General features: G+C 63.2%; 17 protein-coding genes. 7 read left to right on the top strand and 10 right to left on the bottom strand.

Annotated features, from left to right (window positions below; translation table 11 throughout):
* Window positions 1-28: 28 nt before the first annotated feature.
* The 6 genes from ACFHWW_RS00590 to ACFHWW_RS00615 form a co-directional block, all read right to left on the bottom strand.
* Complete coding sequence (locus ACFHWW_RS00590; protein WP_338281900.1) at window positions 29-1,570, bottom strand: sugar ABC transporter ATP-binding protein; 1,542 nt, start codon at window positions 1,568-1,570, stop codon at window positions 29-31.
* 130 nt (window positions 1,571-1,700) lie between these two features.
* Complete coding sequence (locus ACFHWW_RS00595) at window positions 1,701-2,630, bottom strand: sugar ABC transporter substrate-binding protein (protein ID WP_100671316.1); 930 nt, start codon at window positions 2,628-2,630, stop codon at window positions 1,701-1,703.
* Between the two features lie 239 nt (window positions 2,631-2,869).
* A complete protein-coding gene (locus ACFHWW_RS00600) occupies window positions 2,870-3,682 on the bottom strand; it encodes a TIM barrel protein (protein WP_379937006.1) in 813 nt (270 codons plus the stop codon).
* A gap of 197 nt (window positions 3,683-3,879) precedes the next feature.
* Complete coding sequence (locus ACFHWW_RS00605; RefSeq protein WP_338281895.1) at window positions 3,880-4,767, bottom strand: NAD(P)-dependent oxidoreductase; 888 nt, start codon at window positions 4,765-4,767, stop codon at window positions 3,880-3,882.
* Between the two features lie 172 nt (window positions 4,768-4,939).
* On the bottom strand, window positions 4,940-6,202 hold the full coding sequence (locus tag ACFHWW_RS00610; RefSeq protein WP_379937007.1) for a DUF2254 domain-containing protein: 1,263 nt from the start codon (window positions 6,200-6,202) through the stop codon (window positions 4,940-4,942).
* A 219-nt stretch (window positions 6,203-6,421) separates the two neighbouring features.
* The gene (locus tag ACFHWW_RS00615) at window positions 6,422-6,979 is read right to left on the bottom strand and encodes a DNA-3-methyladenine glycosylase (protein ID WP_379937008.1); all 558 of its coding nucleotides are present in this window, start codon (window positions 6,977-6,979) and stop codon (window positions 6,422-6,424) included.
* A gap of 211 nt (window positions 6,980-7,190) precedes the next feature.
* Between ACFHWW_RS00615 and ACFHWW_RS00620 the strand changes: the two genes are divergently transcribed.
* Both ACFHWW_RS00620 and ACFHWW_RS00625 read left to right on the top strand, forming a co-directional pair.
* On the top strand, window positions 7,191-7,742 hold the full coding sequence (locus ACFHWW_RS00620) for a methylated-DNA--[protein]-cysteine S-methyltransferase (protein ID WP_102763653.1): 552 nt from the start codon (window positions 7,191-7,193) through the stop codon (window positions 7,740-7,742).
* 1 nt (window position 7,743) lies between these two features.
* Window positions 7,744-9,009, top strand: coding sequence for an adenylate/guanylate cyclase domain-containing protein (locus ACFHWW_RS00625; RefSeq protein ID WP_379937009.1), 1,266 nt, complete (start codon window positions 7,744-7,746; stop codon window positions 9,007-9,009).
* Window positions 9,010-9,060: 51 nt separating this feature from the next.
* Here ACFHWW_RS00625 and ACFHWW_RS00630 read toward each other — a convergent pair whose 3' ends face one another.
* The 3 genes from ACFHWW_RS00630 to glgA form a co-directional block, all read right to left on the bottom strand.
* Window positions 9,061-9,837, bottom strand: coding sequence for an ABC transporter substrate-binding protein (locus ACFHWW_RS00630; protein WP_379937010.1), 777 nt, complete (start codon window positions 9,835-9,837; stop codon window positions 9,061-9,063).
* Between the two features lie 132 nt (window positions 9,838-9,969).
* Window positions 9,970-10,881 (bottom strand): DMT family transporter, encoded by a 912-nt coding sequence (locus tag ACFHWW_RS00635; protein WP_026168730.1) that lies wholly within the window; start codon window positions 10,879-10,881, stop codon window positions 9,970-9,972.
* 313 nt (window positions 10,882-11,194) lie between these two features.
* Window positions 11,195-12,655 carry a glycogen synthase GlgA gene (glgA, locus tag ACFHWW_RS00640; RefSeq protein WP_379937011.1) on the bottom strand — a complete coding sequence of 487 codons (1,461 nt, stop codon included), beginning with the start codon at window positions 12,653-12,655 and terminating at the stop codon, window positions 11,195-11,197.
* 322 nt (window positions 12,656-12,977) lie between these two features.
* Here glgA and ACFHWW_RS00645 point away from each other — a divergent pair, with 322 nt between their 5' ends.
* Window positions 12,978-13,439 carry a YbhB/YbcL family Raf kinase inhibitor-like protein gene (locus ACFHWW_RS00645; protein WP_379937012.1) on the top strand — a complete coding sequence of 154 codons (462 nt, stop codon included), beginning with the start codon at window positions 12,978-12,980 and terminating at the stop codon, window positions 13,437-13,439.
* Between the two features lie 51 nt (window positions 13,440-13,490).
* Here the strand turns inward: ACFHWW_RS00645 and ACFHWW_RS00650 are convergent, their stop codons facing one another.
* Entirely contained in the window at window positions 13,491-15,086 is a 1,596-nt protein-coding gene (locus ACFHWW_RS00650; RefSeq protein ID WP_379937013.1) for a winged helix-turn-helix domain-containing tetratricopeptide repeat protein, read from the bottom strand.
* A gap of 255 nt (window positions 15,087-15,341) precedes the next feature.
* Between ACFHWW_RS00650 and ACFHWW_RS00655 the strand changes: the two genes are divergently transcribed.
* The 4 genes from ACFHWW_RS00655 to ACFHWW_RS00670 all read left to right on the top strand — a co-directional run bounded on the left by ACFHWW_RS00655 (window position 15,342) and on the right by ACFHWW_RS00670 (window position 19,426).
* The gene (locus ACFHWW_RS00655) at window positions 15,342-16,094 is read left to right on the top strand and encodes an SDR family oxidoreductase (RefSeq protein WP_275599406.1); all 753 of its coding nucleotides are present in this window, start codon (window positions 15,342-15,344) and stop codon (window positions 16,092-16,094) included.
* Between the two features lie 78 nt (window positions 16,095-16,172).
* Complete coding sequence (locus ACFHWW_RS00660) at window positions 16,173-16,586, top strand: cupin domain-containing protein (protein ID WP_379937014.1); 414 nt, start codon at window positions 16,173-16,175, stop codon at window positions 16,584-16,586.
* Between the two features lie 87 nt (window positions 16,587-16,673).
* A complete protein-coding gene (locus tag ACFHWW_RS00665) occupies window positions 16,674-17,771 on the top strand; it encodes an HlyD family secretion protein (protein ID WP_379937015.1) in 1,098 nt (365 codons plus the stop codon).
* The gene (locus ACFHWW_RS00670; RefSeq protein ID WP_379937016.1) at window positions 17,768-19,426 is read left to right on the top strand and encodes an MFS transporter; all 1,659 of its coding nucleotides are present in this window, start codon (window positions 17,768-17,770) and stop codon (window positions 19,424-19,426) included. Before ACFHWW_RS00665 ends, ACFHWW_RS00670 begins: the two co-directional genes overlap by 4 nt.
* Window positions 19,427-19,520 lie beyond the last annotated feature (94 nt).

Below are 19,520 nucleotides of genomic sequence, written 5' to 3' on the forward strand. Positions count from 1 at the left end.
GCGGAAGGCCGCACGCACTCATCCCGCTCTATCGCGCCGCAAGCTCCATGACCTTGATTTGGGTGGCTTCCGCCCTGTCGAGAAATCCGGTGACCCGGCCCTCGTGCATCACCATGATCCGGTCGCTCATGCCGAGCACTTCCGGCATTTCCGACGAGATCATGATGACCGCGACGCCGTTGCGGGCGAGTTCGGTCACCAGGCGGTGGATCTCCGCCTTGGCGCCGACATCGATGCCGCGCGTCGGCTCGTCGAGGATCAGGATGCGCGGATTGGTGAGCAGCCAGCGGCCGATCAGCACTTTCTGCTGGTTGCCGCCCGAGAGATTCTCGACGCGCTCCTGCAGGTTCGGCGTCTTGACCCGAAGCTTGCGGCTCATCTCCTCGCAGGCGGCGGTGACCTCCCTCTCGCTGACGAAGCCGCCCTTGACGAATTTGTCCTGCAGCACGGCGATCTGCATGTTTTCGAGAATGTCGAGGATGAGCAGACAGCCGGTGTCCTTGCGATCCTCGGTCAGAAACGCCATCCGATGGCGGATCGCCTTGTTGGCGCTGTCGATCACGACCTCTTTCCCGTCGATCGCGATCGTGCCCGAACTGGCCGGCGTGACCCCGAAGAGCGTCTCGGCGACGTTGGAGCGACCGGATCCGACGAGGCCTGCGACGCCGAGGATCTCGCCGGCGCGCACATCGAAGGAGACGTCGCGGAAGACGCCGTCGAGGGTCAGGTTCTTCACCGACAGCACCACGTCGCCGATCGGCACCTCCTCCTTCGGGAACATCTGGGTGATTTCACGTCCAACCATCATGCGGATGATGTCGTCGCGGGTGACCTCGTTCGAGAGGTGGGTGCCGATATATTTGCCGTCGCGGAAAACCGAGAACTCGTCGGCGATCTCGAACAGCTCGTTCATCTTGTGGGTGATGTAGACGATGCCGATACCTTGCGAGCGCAGGTCACGGATGATCTCGAACAGATGGGCCACCTCGCGTTCGGTGAGCGCCGAGGTGGGCTCGTCCATGATCAGGACGTCGGACTCGTAGGAGACCGCCTTAGCGATCTCGACCATCTGGCGGTTGGCGACCGAGAGGTGACGGACCTCGATCTCGGGATCAAGATCGATCTTGAGCCGCTCGAAAAGCTTTGCCGTCATGCGGCGCATCTCGCCATGGTCGACGAAGCCGAAGCGGTTCTTGGGTTCCCGGCGGATCCAGATATTCTCAGCGACGGTCATGAAAGGCATCAGGTTCAGTTCCTGATGGATCATGGCGATGCCGTTCTCGAGCGCGTCGAGCGGCGACTTCAGCCGGATGCCGGCGCCCCTGAGTTTCACCTCGCCCTGGTCGGGATGATAGATCCCGGCGAGGATTTTCATCAAGGTCGACTTGCCGGCTCCGTTCTCGCCCATGAGCGCATGCACGGTGCCGCGCTTCAGCTTGAACTCCACGTCGTCGAGTGCGACGACACCCGGAAATTCCTTGCGAACGCCTTCTGCAGTCAGAAGGTATTCGGATTTCGGAACGGCGCCGCTGGCGCGCACGGCTGCCATTGTCGTGGGACTGAGTGTCATTCTCGTTGCCTCCCATGTTCCGGTTCAACCGGAATGTCCACGCGGTGGCGGAGCATGCCTTCCTCGGTGCGAACCCGAAGCAGGCATGGCGTTCGGGAGCGCGGCATTGCCGCGCCCCCGGCAGCGCCGGTCAGTTCTTCGCCTGATATTGCTCCAGGTTCTCCTTCGTGACGAGTTCGAAGGGAATATAGACCTTTTTTTCCACCGGCTCGCCCTTGGCGAGCTTCAGCGCGGCGTCTACCGAGCCCTTGCCCTGGCCGGCTGCATTCTGGAAAACGGTCACGTCGAGGTCGCCGGCCGCCATGGCGGCGAGCGCGTCCTGGGTTGCGTCGATGCCGCCGATGACGACGGAATCCATCGAGCGGCCGGCCGCCTTCAGCGCCTGGATCGCGCCGATCGCCATTTCGTCGTTGTTGGAGATGACGGCGTCGAATTCGAGGCCGGCGGAAAGCCAGTTCGTCATGAGGTCCGAGCCCTGGGTGCGCGACCAGTTCGCGGTCTGCTCCTCGACGATCTCGATGCCCTTGCATTCGTCGGTCGCGATCACGTCGTGGATGTCCTTGGTGCGCATGCGGGCAGCCTGGTTGGAGAGTTCGCCCATCATGACCACGGCTTTGCCCTTGCCGCCCAGCATCTTGCAGATTTCCTTTGTCTGCAGCGTGCCGGATTCCTGTTCGTTCGACGCGACGAAGGCCTGCTTGTCCGGAAGCGTATCGACGTTCACCGGCTCGCGGTTGACATAGACCAGCGGAATGCCGGCATCCGCGGCGATCTTCGACATTGCGGCGGTCGCATCGGTGTCGACCGGGTTGACGATGATGGCATCGACCCCGGCGGCGATGAAATTCTGGATCTGGCTCTGCTGTTTGGCGACGTCGTTCTGCGCGTCTTCGACCTGCAGCTCGACGCCGTCGAGCGTCTTGGCGTAATCCTGCATGCCGGTGCGCAGCACCGTCAGGAAGTTGTCGTCGAAGAGCGCCATCGACACGCCGATGGTCTCCGCATGCGCGGCCGTCGACATCACGACGGCCATCGCAGTGCCTATGAAAAATTTCTTCATTGTTCTTCTCCTCCACTTGGTGCCGGCCACACCTTCTTCGGCCGGGAACGCGACCTTCTTCCCGAGATCGCGTTCAGACTTCGACCGGAAGCGGCACTCCCGCTACGCTTCCGATCAAAACGGAATAAAAAAACCAGTGTTTTGACGTTACGGAATATGTATTCCATTTTATCGGGATGCCGTCAAGAGCGCCCGGGCGCGCCGGTTTGGAATCCAGCTCTTTCCACTGCCGGTGGCGATCAGCTCCGCGACCGAAGGTAGTCCATGCTCTCTCGCAGGGCGTCCGCCGGGTCGGCAAGTCCGTGCACGGAAGGGGCAAAGGGCTCGAAGGAAAAGGGGCCAGCATAGCCTTCGCCCCGCAGCCGGCGAATCTGGCCTTGATTGTCCAGCCTGTCGGCGGCGTCGACGAGAACGCGATGCGGATCGCGCATATCCGAGACGGCCAGGTTTTCGTCGATGACGCCGGAGATGTGTACGAGGCCGGTGAGATCCGCAAAAAACTGGTCTTCGCCGGCAAGGTGATGGTGGAACGTGTCGTGCACCAGGCGAAAGCTCGATTGACCCGAGACTGCCCGGATCGCTTCGGCGGCCTCCGTCTTGGAGCGCAGCGAACAGATCTCGAAGCCGAGCGGCTCCACGAGACCGATGACGCCGGCCGCGTCGAGCATCGGCTTCAACGCCGCAAGCGCCTGCCGAAGGTTGGTTTGCCGCACGCCGTCCTCCTTGCCGCTGCCGTCATTGACGGGCACCAGCACCAGAGCCTTCGCGCCGCAGTCGCGTGCATAGGAGATGAGTTCGCGCGCTTCGGCTGCCCGTTGCTCGTTCCATTCGTTGAAGCGCTGCAAGGCGTTGATCGAGACGATCGTCAGACCGTGCTTCTCCGCAAGGGCTTTCACCTCCTCCGGAGGCGTCCCGTCGGCAATGGCGTTGGCGGTCAGATCGTTGCGGATTTCGACCAGGGAAATGCCGAGCGATCTCGCAAGCGAGAAGAACGCGTCGGCCGGGAGGCCCGGAGCGGCCATATGGTTGAGGGCGAAGGGGAGGGCGGTCATGCCGGAAGTCTCCTGGGGGAATAGTGATGCGGTGATGCCGGAACGTTTGTTCCATTTGCAGGCGCAGCCACATTCACCATTCCGCGAGACTCAGTCAAAGGCGCAGAGCAACGGCAATGTTGCATCCCTGCAAGATTGCATTTCACCGCTGATGGAATTCTGTCATGGCGCCCGGCGAGAGGCGCTCGCCCCCGCTTTCACTCGAGACCGTTCGCCTCGGCGATGAAATCCGACAGCATCGGCACATAGTCCTCGCCGCGGCCCGCGCCGACCGCCTGTGCAAATGAGTTCCGGACGGCCGCCCCTACCGGATTGGCGGCGCCGGCGGCAATGGCGTAGCCGGCAAGATAGCTCATGTCCTTGAAGCCGTTGCGGATCGCGAATTTATGGGCGTTCGGGTCGCGTTCCAGGACCCAGCGGAAGAAGGTCTGATAGAAGGGGCAATCCATCCGGCCGCCGCGAATGACGCTGTCGAAGACCTCGGGCGTCAGCCCGGCCTTGCGTCCGAGCATCAGCGCCTCGGAATAGAGCGCCGCGTAGCCCATCGACAGGAAGTTGTTGAGCAGCTTCATCGTGTGACCGGAGCCGGTCGGCCCCGTGTGGATGATCCGACCGGCGAAACATTCGAGCACCGGCCACACGCGCTGCACGTCTGACTCCGCGCCGCCGACCATCACATCGAGCGTGCCCGCGGCGGCATCGGCCGGCGTACGGCTGAGCGGCGCATCGATAAGCGTAAGGCCGCTTGCCGCGAGATCGGCTGCAAGCTTCGTCGTGACGGAGGGATCGGATGTGGAACAATCGACGATGGTGACCGGCCTGCCCGCGCTCGCAATGCCCTCCGGGCCACCGATGACCGAAAGGACCTCAGGCGAGCCGGTAACGCAGAGGACGATGACGTCGCATTGCTCCGCCATCTCGCGCGGCGTCCTGGCTTCGCGTGCGCCCTCGGCAATGAGCGTCTCCACCGGCGCCCGATTGCGATGCGCCATCACCTGGAGCGGCCAACCCTTTTTCAGAATATTTGCCGCCATCCCTTGGCCCATCAATCCGAGCCCGATGAAGCCTATGTTCGATTTCGTCATCTAATCGCCTCCTCTACCTTCATGTTCCGGACGTTGAACGACTGTATCCGCGATCTTAGAGAATTCGAGCGGGATGCGGGCGGAAAACTGCCGGCGCCTTTTTCCGGAATTCGTCTCGCGGGACTTTTCCAAGCGGCCATAGATTGTTCGTTTTTGGCGGCACCGGTAGATGTCAGCCATTCCCGACCTTGTCAGCCTCCCGCCTCAGCCTCTGCAGATGGCTGGCAATGCCAAGTGCCGCTTCCGCTCGCTCGAGCGCTTCTTTCGAATGCCGCATGGCTGCATAGCGAAACCGGTCCTGGTTGAACTTGGCGAGCGTGCCGAACGCTTTCTGGAGGCGGACTCCTATTTCGACGATAGCAGCGCCGTCCCGCGCGATCGGCGTGAACAGATCGTCGAACACTTCGTCGAGCTCGATCGCCGGCACGTAGACCTTTGGATACAGCACCTCGTCCTGCAATGCCTTCTCCACGGGCTCGGTCCAGACGGCCAACACGCGCAACGCACGGTTGATGACGTCGATTGCGGTCCCGGGGTCGTTGACGGCCGGCGACAGGGCGCGCGACGCTATTTCAGCCAGCACCGCCGCTCCGAACCTCGGATCCTGATCGAACGAACGCGTATCTCCCACCGAGAAGCACCTGGCAATCTCGGCAAGGACATGCTCGTCCTGTGCGCCGTCGACGGAAGCGACGGGCCGGTTTGGATCGACAAGCTGGCCGGGTATCAATCGGACGAATATGCAGGTCTTCCTATCGCTCGCGATGGCGGAAAGCCCGCTTACGTCGAGATGCTGGATGTAACCGATCCTGTCGATAAAGACCGGCGTGGCGGATGCGGGGATGCGTGCGGCATCGTCCAACCGGTTTCCGCCGAGGTAAGGTCGTAGCCGCCGCGATCGCATTGCCTCGATCGTGACCGCCTCGACCTGTTCCGTCGTCTCGGTAACGCGTCCGAGGCGCGAGAGATGATCGATCCAGCGCAGCAGCGTCACGATGATCAGGACGATGACGCCGATCGTCACCACGAACAGAACAAGGCGGCCCTGGTCGCCGTAGGCGCCGGTGCTGAGAGCGATGATGCCGACGAGGCTGAACAGAAACGACCCGATGAAGGTCGCGAGCACGTTCTGTGTCGTGCTGTCTTCCATGAGAAGCTTCGTTGCCCGTGGCGTAACGCTATTGGTTGCCGCCGAGTAGGCCGATACCATCGTGCTTAGCGAGAATGTCGAGACCGTCAGCATGCTGGAAGCGATGATCCCCAGCACGTTGTCGACTGCGTGCGCTCCTATTCGGTTCGGAAGGTCTCGCGGAATGAACGGGCCAAGGAAAATTGCGATGAGTGCGGTTATAATCGCAAGAATGGAGAAAAGCGTGGCTCGAAACCAGATCCGCCGCGTGATCTGCGAAAACAACCATGTCCATCGTGATGTCATCAAACTCGTCCACTTACGATCAGCTCTGATTGAACCGTCGATACATTTGTCCTTTAATCTATCCGATCGGAGGACAACGACATGCAGAAGATCAAAGTGCTACAGCGATATTTCGCGTCCGATAAGACGCGCCGGGGTGTAGCTTAAGGACAGAAGCGGGTCTCCGTGTCATCTTGAACGGGAACCGGGGAACGGCTTCACCGGACCGGCGAAGCTGCTTCAGAATTTGCGGCTCACGAAGGATGAGCCGGCCAGCCCGAACCGCCAGGGCTGTTCTGCCGCCTTGGTTATGCCGACGCGGATGCCGGTGGCGACCGGTGGCTTCGTGGAGGGCGGGGTGAGGCGGAACGGATCCTCTCCGAGCGGCATTCCGTCCAGCTCCCGGCTGATCGCCAGCGCCTGTCCCACACGTCCCGGCCCGGAACACAGCAGCCTCTCTTCGCGGACACCACGTCTCGCCCGCATCGTCTCTATGCCCCATTTCGGTTCGATCGCGCGGATCAGGACGGCGCTGCCGGGCAGGCAGACGAAATTCAGGCACCAGTGCAGGCCGTAGGAGAGATAGATGTAGGCATGCGCCGGCGGACCGAACATGGCGCGATTGCGCGCCGTGGCGCCGGCAAAACTGTGCGACGCCGCGTCGTCCGGAAGATAGGCCTCCGTTTCGACGATAATGCCGCCGACACCGGAAACGGTGAAAGCGGCGCCGATCAAATCAGCCGCCACCTGGACTGCGCTGCGCGCGAAGAAGTCGACTTTTGAGGTCAAGCGATGCACCGGTCGGTTCGAGTTATCCGCATCCTCGCAAGAGATCCGGCGAGCGCCAAGGCATGAACGACGAAAATCAGATGGTCTTTTTTAGCCGCCCCCTAGGGAAAACGGGTTGAATTGAAGGCCCGGGCGCACGATTCTCCATGAAGGAATTCGAAGCGCTACAGCGGCCCGGCGTGCCTCGATCGGCCATGCGGTGCTGGAGGAGAGCGAACTCATGAACCACTACCATATTTTCGAAACCGTGCGCGGTTTCTGCGGCATCGCCTGGAGCGATGCGGGCATCACGCGCTTCCAGCTGCCGACGCGAAGCGCCGAATCCACCGAGCGACTGCTTCTGCGGCGTTTGCCGGACGGAGCGCCGCAAGAGCCGCCGCCGAGGGTTGCCGAAGCGGTTGCGGCGGTGAAGGCCTATTTCGAGGGAAGGGAGACCGATTTTTCCCGCTTCGATCTCGATCTCCAGGGACAGGACGCCTTCTTCGAGAAGGTCTATCAGGCCGCGCGAAAGATCCCGTGGGGGAGCACGACGACCTACGGCGCGCTTGCAAAGGAGCTCGGCGCAGGCCCGGAGGCGGCCCGGGATGTCGGCCAGGCGATGGCGAAGAATCCCGTGGCACTGATCATCCCGTGCCATCGGGTTCTCGCAGCCGGCGGCAAGATCGGCGGCTTCTCGGCGCCGGGCGGTTCATCCACGAAGCTCGGAATGCTCGAAATGGAAGGCGTCAAGGTCGCTCCGCCGGAGCCCGCGCAGCAATCCCTGGGGTTTTGAAATGGCCATCACGAATCCGAGCGAGGCGAACGTCGCGGTTCAGTCTCCGACGGAGCCACACCCGCCTTTGCCGGGCGAAAGCGAGGGAACATGGCCGGCGCGGCGGCGCCGGATCATCGACTGGCTCGTCATCGAGACGCGCGATGAACGCTTCATCGACAACATCTTCGTTGAGATGTGCGACAGGCTGGTGGAGGCGGGCGTGCCCGTCGCCCGCGCCACGCTTCATTTCAGAATTCACCACCCGCAGTGGATCGGTGCACGGATTCTGTGGCGAAAGGGCCTGGCGGATGCGGAGCTCGATACCTATGCCTATGGCGTCGAGGACACCACCCAATATCTGAGCAGCCCCTTGCGCGATTTCAACGAGGGGGCGGAAGAGGTGCGCAGACGCCTTGACGACTCGACATCCGCGGGTCCGGATTACCCGCTCTATGACGAACTGCGCGCGGAGGGACTGACCGAATACATCATCTGGCCCTTGCTCCATACGCTCGGCAAGCGGCACGCGGTGACCTTTGCGAGCGACAGGCCGGGCGGATTTAGCCCCGATGATCTCGCCTTCCTGAAGGACATTCTGCCGGCCCTGGCGCTTGTCAGCGAGATCCGGCTGAAGAACCGCTTCGCCCGCACGCTTCTCGAGACCTATGTCGGGCCGCATGCGAGCGAGCAGATCCTTGCCGGAGCGACCACGCGCGGCAGCGGCGTGACGGTGGGCGCCGCGATCCTCATCTGCGATCTGCGCGACTTCACGAAGCTGTCGGACCTGTGGCCCCGCGACGACGTCATCGAACTCCTCAACGGCTATTTCGATGCCATGTCGGAACCGATCGAACGGCACGGCGGGGAGATCCTGAAATTCATGGGCGACGGGCTTCTGGCGATCTTTCCGCTCAGCAATCCATGTGCCTGCAGTCAGCTTCTCGGAGCCATCGGCGAGGCACAGGCCGCTCTTGCCGTTCTCAACGAGGAGAACCTGCGCAAGGGCCACGATCCGCTCGGCTACGGCATCGGCGTCCATGTCGGCGATGTGATGTATGGCAATATCGGTTCGCGCAGGCGTCTCGATTTCACGGTGATCGGACCGGCGGTCAACATCGCCTCGCGGCTCGAAACCCTTACGAAGGAGCTGAAGCGTCCGGTGCTGCTCTCAAGAGCCTTCGTCGAAAAGGCAGGCTGTAGAGGCCAGATGGAAAATCTGGGTTCCTATGTCTTGCGGGGGCTCGACGAGCCGGTCGATGTGTTCGCGTTTTTGGGGAAAAAATAGATTCTGCCTCTCATCCGGCCTGCCGGCAGGCCGGATGAGAGGCATGCGCCGTCACTTCATCGTATAGACGTCGATGGTGAAATACTTGTCGTTGATTTTCTTGTAGGTCCCGTCGGCGCGGATCTCGTCAAGTGCCTTGTTCAGCCTCTCGCGCAGCTCATCGTCCTCCTGACGGACAGCAATGCCGACGCCGTCGCCGACGAATTTTTTGTCGGTGATCGGCTCGCCGATAAGCTCGCAGCAACCCTTGCCGTCGTCATTCTTGGTGACCCAATCGAGCAGCGGCAGCATGTCGCCGACCTGCAGGTCGAGCCTGCCGTTGACCATGTCCAGATTGGCTTCGTCCTGGGTGGGATAGAGCTTGATCTCGGCATCCGGGTAGACGGCGGCGATATAGTCGGCCTGGGTCGTGCCGGCCTGGGCGCCGATCACCTTGCCCTTGAGCGCCTCGTTGCTGAAGTCGGTGATGCCGGCACCCTTCGGTGCGGCATGGGTCATCGCGGCGAGGTAATAGGGATTGCTGAAAGCCACCTGCTTCTTGCGCTCCTCGGTGATGAACATCGAGGCGATGATCATATCGTACTTCTTGGCAAGCAGGCCCGGAATGATGCCGTCCCAATCCTGGGCGACGACTTCGCACTCGACCTTCATGCGCTCGCAGAGCGCGAGGCCGATTTCCACGTCGAAACCGCCGATCTTGCCGCTGGAATCGACGAAGTTGAAGGGCGGATAGGCGCCCTCGGTTCCGATCTTCAGCTTTTCCGCAGCAAGGGCGGAAGAAGACAGGGCAGTGCCGGCGAGTGCCAGTGCCAGAATAAGTTTTCGCATGTTCGCTCCCTCGGTTGCGCCTTTGTTCGGCGCTTCCAAGGAACTTTAGGGACAGACGCTACATAAGCGAAATCGATAGGCGCGATAATCGATATTCTTAGCGTTGATGCGGCGCGGAACGGTGCCGGGGACTCAGCCCTTCAGCCGCCCCTGCCTTTTCAACTGCTGTTCGCGGAAGAAAATGAAGAGGCCCGAAGCGACGATGAGGGCGGCGCCGATCACCATCGACAGCCGCGGCGTGTCGCCGAAGATCAGCCAGCCGAAGAAGATTGCCCAGAAGAGCAGCGTGTACTGCAGCGGGGCGACCGTTGCGGCGTCGGCGAGCTTCAGCGCCCGGTTGACGAGCACATGGGCGATCATTGCGACGGCGCCCAGCAGGCAGATGAGCGCGGTGTCGACCGGTTTGAGAGGTGTCCAGTCGAAGGGTGCCCAGACGAGGCCGGCGACAGCGGCGCCGACGATCTGCCAGAAGGCAAGCGTCGTATCCGGAGTGCCGCGCAGCGACCGCCCGGAAATCATCATGAAGGCGAAGGTCATGCTGCCGAGAATCGAGATGACGGCCGGCAGCGTGAAGGCCTGTGACGACGGTTCGAGCGCGACGACGACGCCGACAAAGCCGATGCCGATCGCCGTCCAGCGCCGCCAGCCGACAGGTTCCTTCAGCACCAGCGGCGAAACGGCCGCCACATAGATCGGCGCCGCCAGCCAATAGGTCATGACGTCGGCCAGCGGCAGGTAGACGACAGCGAAATAGAACGCGACCACCTCGGCCGTCGAGGCGACGACGCGGGCAAACTGAAGGCCGGGCCGCTCGAGGGTGAAGAGCTTTCTCGGGCCGCTCACCCACAGAAAGGGCGCCAGCAGAAGGGCAGCGGCGATGCTGCGGATCAGCACCACCTGCCCGACCGAGTAGGTGGCGACGAGCCACTTGCCCATGACGTCGTTCACCGAGAACATCAACATGCCGAGGAGCATGACGACCACGCCGGCGCGGGCGGCGCCGTTTTCACGGGAAAGGTTGCCGGGGACGCTGTCGACGGCCATGGGTGCGAATTCCTTCAGAGCGGGACCGCGTTTTCCGCGGAACATTGCGGACAGGAGCTCGGGCTTCAGCGAATCCGGCGTTCTGGCCTGCCGCAGCCATTCGCATATTCGGGCGGCGCAATCCATGCCGCACTGCTTATCAATTCATCACCTTTGCGAATGATAGCATTCCGCGAAATTGCGGATTGCGGGAAAGGCGGGGCACGCGCCCGGTATCGCGCTGGCGCATTTCCGCTTTCCTCGGAATGCTCAGCCCTTTGCTTTCGAAGCTCCGGACGGAAAACCGCTGCGCAGTTTTCCTGGAGTTTCCAGGTCAGGCGCTGCCGACCAGACGCATGTCGGGATTGAGGAGTTCGCTGTAAAGCTCCGCATAGCGGGCCGCACTGCGATGCCACGAGCAGTCGGTTTTCATGCCTTGCCGGCGAAGTCCCTCCCAGACGCGTCGCAGCCGGTAGAGCCGGAAGGTGCGGCGCAGTGCATGGCGTAGCCCGTCCTCGTCGATGGGTGCAAACTGTATGCCCGTCGCGACATGGGCATGGAGCGCGGCATCGTTGGCATCGATGATGGTCTCCGACAGGCCGCCCGTGCGGGCGACGACCGGAATGCAGCCGTAGCGCAGAGCGTAAAGCTGCGTGAGGCCGCAGGGCTCGAACCGGGACGGAACGAGCATCGCATCCGCGCCGGCATGGATCCTGTGGGCAAGCTGCTCGTCATAACCAATGCTTACGCTTATGTTTTGCGGGTACCGTCGCATGAGATCCATGAATGCGGCCTCCAGCTTCTCCTCGCCTTGCCCATGGATGATCAGGGTGCCGCCATTCTTGACGATCTCGCCGGCGGTCGCGGCGAGCATATCCATGCCCTTCTGCCATGTCAGTCGGTTGACGCTGGCGAAGACCGGCCCGCAGGTGTTCGGCAGGCCGAAATGCCGGAGCAGCACCTGCCGGTTGGGCAGGCGGCGCAGCGGCACGCGTGCCGAATAGTGATGCTCGATGCAGGGATCCGAGGTTGGATCCCACACTTCAAGGTCTATGCCGTTGACGATGCCCACGACATCCGCATGCCGCTCGTTCATCACGCCTTCGAGCCCCATGCCGAAGGCCGGAGACATGATTTCCCGCGCATAGGTGGGGCTGACGACCGTGATCGCATCGGCTGCCTGCAGGCCGCCCTTGAGGAACCCGATATCGCCGTAATATTCGACGCCGTCGATCGAATAGGCGTCCGCCGGCAGGCCGAGCTCGGGGAAGTAGTGGGCCGGGAATTGCCCCTGGAACGCAAGGTTGTGCACGGTCAGGACGCGAGGAATGATGTCGTCGCCTGCGTATTTCAGATAGACGAGGCTCATCGCCGCGTGCCAGTCATGTGCGTGAATGATATGCGGCCGCCAGTTGGGAACGAGCCCGCGCGCGATTTGCGATGCGACCAGCGAAAAGGCGGCGAAGCGCTTCCAGTTGTCCGCATATTCCCGGCCATGCCTGTCCACGTAGAGAGCGCCTTCCCGGTCATAGAAGGCCGGCGCATCGAGCACGAAGAGATCCAGCCCCTGAGCCCTGGCCGCGATAAGGGTGGCGCGTTCGCCGAACAGGTTTTCGAACGCGGCGACGGGGGTCGCGTTGCTGAGCGCGCGCATGACGCCGGGGTAGCCCGGAACGAAGCTGCGCGTGTGGATGCCGTGAGCCCTGAGTGCTTTGGGGAGCGATCCCGCTACATCTGCCAGGCCGCCGGTCTTGACGAGCGGAAAAATTTCGGCCGTGACAGACAGTATCTGCATCGCTCATGTTCCGGGAAACGTGTTGACTGCAACCGGCCCACTCGCCGCCGATGTGCCCTCCATCAACACAATCACGAGCATCAAAGTTCCGGTCGTCCGGCGAAATTTTATCCGCTTTATCGGGCGCCGTCCGCGCGGCCCGGATTTGCGGCGCCTGCCGCCTTCGGGAACACAAGTCGCGGCTCTTGGTTCTTCTATTCGCGCGAGGAGGCGCCGACGGGCAATGCCCCGCGCTCTCGTTTCCGTAGCAGCCGCGCCGTGCGTCCCGCCGGACCTGCAAAGATTGCTGCGGCATTTGCTTGTACATGGAAGGAGGCAACTGATGACCTTCAGTCTGATCAGTCCCGTATTCGCCGACGGCCAGCCGATACCGCAGAAATACACCCGTTTCGGCGAGAACCTGTTTCCCCCGCTGAAATGGACGGGCACGCCCGAGGGAACTGAGAGCTTCGCGTTTATCGTGGAGGATCCGGATGCGGTGAGCGGTTTGTTCCGCCATTGCGGAATTATCAACATTCCCGGCAATTGGACCGAGCTTCCGCAGGCCGTCGACACCGGCCCCGAACGTGGGATCAAGTTCATGAAGAACGATTTCGGTAACGCCCGTTACGACGGGCCGCAGCCGCCTTCCGGAACAGGCGTGCACCGTTACCGGTTCAGGCTCGCCGCCCTCGACGCGGCCAATCTTTCGATCCCCGACGACGTGGGCGCGGCGGAAGCCTGGGAGAGGGCCCGCAAACATCTCGTTGGAGAAGCGGAGATCGTCGGCACATACGAAGGCTAGATGTAAGCACTTCCAGAAATGGTGTGTCCAGCGGCTTTCCGCCGCATCCGGTCACTCGGGCAACCCGGCCAGCCGCAGTCCGTCCGCGAAGCGCGCGAGATCCTCCCGGCGATGGATCGGCAGCCAGTCCTGGAGGTCGGAAAGGCGCAGCGACGGGTCGAGCCGGCGCAGGCGCTGCATCGCCCGTTGCGCTTCCTCCGTCCGTCCGGCAAGGGCATGGCTCGCCGCCACCAGGGCGACCGCGACCAAAAGGCTGGGCAGGTTCCCCAGCGCCCTTTCCGCCCAGACCAGGGCGGAATCGAAACGGCCGGCGAAGAAATGCGCGAGTGCCGTTCCGGCCTGCATCCGGAACATTTCCTGGTCCAACGGGCTCAGACGGGCTGCGTGCTCGATATGCTCGATCGCACTCTCCGGTTCACCGCGGAAAACGCGCAGGAAACCGCCTAGAAACCAGGCGGGGGCGAAGTTGGGGTTGAGCAGCCGTGCCCTGTCGATGAGCGCGATGCCGCCGTCCAGGTCTCCGACGAGATGTCCGAGCGCGTGCCCGCTTCTCGTCAGCGCTACGGCATCGTCCCGGCCGAGTTCGACCGCCCGCCGCGCCAGGCGCGCTCCCTCGGCTATTTCTTCGCCCCGATCGACCATCCAGCCATTCAGTTTGCGCCAGAAGTAACACCAGGCTGCCCCGGCATAGGCAGACGCAAATTCCTGATCGAGCTCGATCGCCCGATAGAACAAGGGCAGTGCGGCCTCGATGGCTTCATGGGTTCCGCTATGCAGTTTTGCCATTCCGCGCAGATAATAGTCGTGGGCGTCGAGGCTTTCCGTCGGCTTGCGCTTGGCGCGCTCCATCTCCGCCCGTTCGACCTGCGGTGCGATAGCGCCGACGACGCTTTCCGCCATCCGGTCCTGCAGCTCGAAAATGTCGTCCAGGGTGCCCTCGAAGCGCTCCGCCCAGAGGTGCGTCCCGGTCGTCGCGTCGATGAGCTGCCCGGTTATGCGCACCCTGTTTCCGGATTTGCGCACGCTGCCTTCCAACACGTAGCGCACGCCAAGCTCCCTGCCGACGTCCTTCACCTCCACCGCCCGGCCTTTATACCGAAAGCTCGAATTGCGCGCGATGACGAACAGCCAGCGGATGCGCGAAAGGGCGGTGATGATGTCCTCCACGATGCCGTCGGCGAAATATTCCTGCTCCGGATCGCCGCTGAGATTCTGAAAGGGCAGGACGGTGATGGAGGGTTTGTCCGGAAGGACGAGCGCGGAGGGCGTTTCTCCCGATCCGCCGGAGGCCTCTAAGGCGACGCCGGCACCGACGGGCTGTCGGACTTCTGCGGTCCCTCCGACCCTGATGTCGCCGACAAAGCGGAAGCCCTTGCGGGCGACCGTCCGGATCAGGCGCTGCTCCCCGCCGGTGTCGCCCACGGCTTTGCGAACCGCATTGATGTGGCTGGTGATCGTCGACTCCGAGACGATGCGGCCGCCCCACACCGCTTGGAGCAACTCGTCCTTGCTGACGACGCGGTCGCGGGTGCCGACGAGATGCAGCAGGAGGTCGAAGACCTGCGGTCCGACGGACACGACCTCTCCGCGCCGGGTGAGTTCCCGGCGCTCCTGGTCGAGCACGTAGTCTCCAAACATGAATTGCACTTCGGCATCCCCTGGCCGATTGCCTTCGGTTCGCTATCCGGGCAACCGGCGAATAATATCTGATAGCACGCCATCGCGTAACTGGCTGCTCCGCCGGCAGCAAGGCATGCCGGTCGAGCAACCGTTCTTTGGACGAAAATTCAAGCTTCCTTGAAGGGCAATTCAAGCCCGCCACAGGGACTTCCCCGACGCGCGCAGGCACTCTTTCTTCAGACCGACGGCAATGGTTGCAGTCGAGAGAAGCGGAGACTAGCGATGAAGATCGTCGTTATCGGAGGCACCGGCCTCATCGGATCGAAACTTGTGAAGAACCTTCGCGAGCGCGGCCACGATGTGCTCGCCGCCTCCCCCAACACGGGCGTGAACACCATCACCCGCGAGGGCCTCGCGGGGGCCCTGGACGGTGCGGATGTCGTCGTCGATGTGGCGAATGCACCGGTGTGGGAGGACAAGGCCGTCCTCGAATTCTTCGAGACGTCGGGCCGCAACCTGCTGGCTGCGGAAGCTGCCGCCGGCGTCCGCCACCACATCGCCCTGTCGATCGTCGGCAGCGAACGTCTTCCCGACAACGGATATTTCCGTGCGAAGGTCGCGCAGGAAAACCTCATCAAGGCATCCGGCATTCCCTACACCATCCTGCGTGCCACGCAGTTCTTCGAGTTCGTCGGCGGCATTGCCCAGTCGGCCGCCGTCGGCGACGAGATACGCCTGTCGCCGGCGCTGATCCAGCCGATCGCCTCCGACGACGTGGTGGCAGCGCTCGCCGAGGTTGCGGTCGCACCGCCGGTCAACGGCACGCTCGAAGTCGCCGGGCCTGAGGCGATACCGCTCGATGAACTGGTCAGGCGCTTCCTGAGGCAGATCGAGGACCCGCGCAAGGTCCTGCCCGATGTCCACGCGCGCTACTTCGGCGCCGTGCTTGACGATCAATCGCTGACCCCCGGCAAGAACCCGCGCCTCGGCGCGATCCGCTTCGAGGATTGGCTCGGCCGCCAGGCCGCGGGCTGAGGCTCCCGCGAACAGTCGAAAAGCCGACGCGGCACCGGGCCGCGCCGACACCACAAGCGCTCTCAAAGGAGAACTGAAATGTTCACGCGATTTCTCTCGGCCGTTGCTCTTGCAGCGCTCTCGTTCACTGCAGCCTCGGCAGGCGACCGGCCTGCCGGCAAGGTGACCGTCGTATTCGATCACGTCCTTCCGAACGTGCCCGGCAAAAGCATGCGGGGCGTCCTTGTCGAATACGGACCGGGCGGCGGGTCGCCCGCCCACACGCATCCGAAGTCCGCCTTCATCTATGCGACGGTGCTCGAAGGTGCGATCCGCAGCAGCGTCAACGGCTCCCCGGAAAAGGTCTATCAGGCCGGCGAAAACTTCTACGAAGATCCAGGCTCCCGACATCAAATCAGCGCGAATGCCAGCGATACGGAACCTGCACGGCTGCTGGCGGTGTTCGTTCTCGACACCGAGGAAACGGAGCTGACGACACCCCTCAAGGAGTGAACGGGAAGAGCGCTCATCAACGCTGCAGCTCTGGCGCAGACCCCTGCGGCAGGGCTGCGGCAACCGGCACCAACAGGAATTGAGAAGATGAAATCGCTCGAGGACAAGGTCGCGATCATCACCGGCGCAAGGTCCGGGAACGGTGTCGCCGTGCCCCGACCCGACAGGAAAAAGATGATCGGCCTGGCGCTGTGCCTGGGGGCGGCCGTCGTCGTGGTTGCCGGATGGGCCTGGGCCCGCGAGAGCGGAGCGGCGTCGACCGACAACGCCTACGTCCGGGGGGATGTTACCGCGCTTGCCCCAAAGGTCGCGGGCTACGTCACGGCGGTCCAAGTCGAGGACAACCAGGCGGTCCGGGCGGGTGAGGTGCTCTTCCGGATCGACGATCGGGACTACCGCGCAAAGCTTGCGCAAGCGGTGGCCAATGTCGAAGCGGCCAAGGCGCGGCTGGCCAACGTCGATGCGGAGATGGCGCTTCAGCATTCCCTGATCCGCCAGGCCGAAGCGCAGCGACGTTCGGTCGTGGCCGAGTTGAACCTGGCGACCAAGGCCTCCGACCGCCGCCGCGAGCTTATCCGCAGCAACACTATCAGCCAGGCACATGTCGACGAAAGCGACGCGGCGAAATCGAGGGCCGAGGCGAACCTGTTGGCGGCTTCCGCAACGGTGGAGGCTCAGCAGCAGCGCATCGCCGTGCTTGCCGCACAGCGCGAAGCCGCGGTTGCTGCGGTGGCGCAGGCGGAGGCCGCGCGCGACCTCGCCCAGATCGATCTCGAGAGCACCGTGGTGCGCGCGCCCGTCGGCGGCGTCATCGGCAACCGGCAGGTCCGTGTCGGCCGGCTCGTCGCGCCGGGCGCTTCGCTGCTCGACATCGTTCCGCTCGACAATGTATGGATCGTCGCAAATTTCAAAGAAACCCAGCTCGAAAACATCCGGCCCGGTCAGCGCGCCAGCATCACCATCGATGGTTACCCGAGCGGAACGCTTGAAGGCGTGGTCGACAGTTTTGCGCCCGGCAGCGGCTCTGCCTTCAGCCTGCTGCCCGCAGACAACGCCACGGGCAACTTCGTTCGCGTCGTCCAGCGCGTTCCGGTGAAGATCCGGTTTGCCGGCAATCCGCTGTCGGGCCGCCTCGTGCCGGGCCTGTCGGCGCGCGTCGAGATCGATCTGGAGAGCGGTTCATGACCATCGCCACCGCCACCGCCACGTCGGGCCGCGACACATCCATGGCAGGGGGCCTTCTCGTCGCCGGCATAGTCCTTGCGACGCTGACCGAGGCGATCGCCAGCACCGTGCTCTCGCTCGGGCGCGGCGATATCATCGGCGACACATATGCGACGCCCGACGAGTTCGCCTGGTTGGATGTCGGCTACACCGCTTTCAAGCTTATCGGGTTCATGGCCGCCTCGTGGCTGCTGAACCGCTTCGATCCGCGCAGTCTGATCGTCGGCTCGACCCTGGTAATGGGCATGGCGTGCGGCATCGCCGCCATGACGGCCCGGCTGGACCTTCTCGTCGGCCTTCGAATGATTCAGGGATTTTCCGGCGGCACTCTGCTCGTTGGCGGCCAGGCGATCATCTTTCTCGCTTTTCCGCGGTCCCGCCAGCCGGTCCTCCAGGCCCTGTTCGCAATGGGGTCCGTCGTCGCTCCCGCGACGATCGCCCCGGCGCTTCAGGGCTGGCTGCTCGATAGCAAGTCCTGGACATGGATCTTCTTCGGCATCGTTCCGCTGGCGCTGGCGGCTGCCGGGCTTCTGCTGATCGCGCAAGCCCCGATGCCCGCACGAGGCGCGCGGCGGCCGTTCGACTGGATCGGCTTCTGCCTGATTTCGATTGCGCTTTTCTGCTTCACCTACGTGTTCAGCCAGGGCAGCCGGTGGGACTGGTTCGAAGAGCCCCGGATCCTGTGGCTGGCCGTGATCGGTACAGCCACGCTTCTGGCCTTTCTCGGTCAGCAGGTGCTCGCCAAAGCACAGGGCCTGTTGGACTTTATCCTGTTCGAAACGGAGGATTTCTGCTTCGCCTTCATCGTCAGTTTCGTCGCCGGCGCCGCATTGTTCGGGAGCGCGTTCCTGATCCCGTCCTTTGCCGTGTCCGTCCTTGCCTTCACGCCGACAGACGCCGGGCAGCTCCTGTTGCCGAGCGGTGCGCTCTTCATCGGCGCGCTCCTCATCGCAGCCTTTCTCATGCAGCTCCGCCGTGTTCCTCCGGTCGCCACCGTGCCCTTCGGCATCCTGATGATCATGGCGGCGATGTGGATGCTGTCCGGATCGACCAGCGAAAGCGGCGCGGGCGACATGATGGCTGCCCTCCTTTTGCGCGGTGCCGGCCTTGGCTTCCTTTTCCTGTCTATCACCCTGATCGCCTTCAGCAATCTCAACAGCCGCAATCTCGCCTCCGGCATCGGCCTCTTCAATACGGGCCGCCAGCTCGGCGGCCTCATAGGGGTCGGCGCACTCCAGACGCTTATCGAGCACAACGTCTCCCACAACCTCGCAGTCCTCGGCGCCAGTGTCACCGCAGGAGCCCCCAGGGTCGCCGAGCGGCTGACGACCACCGCTGCCATGCTGACGGCAAAAGGGATGGACGCGGCTGCCGCAAGCCGCGGGGCGGCGAACCTCCTCGGCCGGGCCGTGGCAGGTCAGTCTACCGTGATCGCCTTCGACACCGCCTTCAACGCGATCGCCCTCCTCTTCATCATCGCCGCCCCTGTGCTGGTCGGCATCAAGATCGGCCTCTCGCGCTATGCGAAAGCGCGTGCTGAAAAAGGCCGCGCCGGTGTGGCGGCCAGGCCATCGGGTCACCGGACCTTTCCGTCCAAGCGCGTCTCGGCATCATAAAGGTCTCGCTTTTCGAGACATCGTCAGTTACCCGTACCGTCGAGATCAGCTCGTTCAGTTCCAATGCAATCATGTCCCTCGCACCGTTGGTGAA

The organism is Sinorhizobium sp. P24N7 (assembly GCF_042436655.1).
GTDB classification, from domain to species: Bacteria; Pseudomonadota; Alphaproteobacteria; order Rhizobiales; family Rhizobiaceae; genus Sinorhizobium; species Sinorhizobium meliloti_A.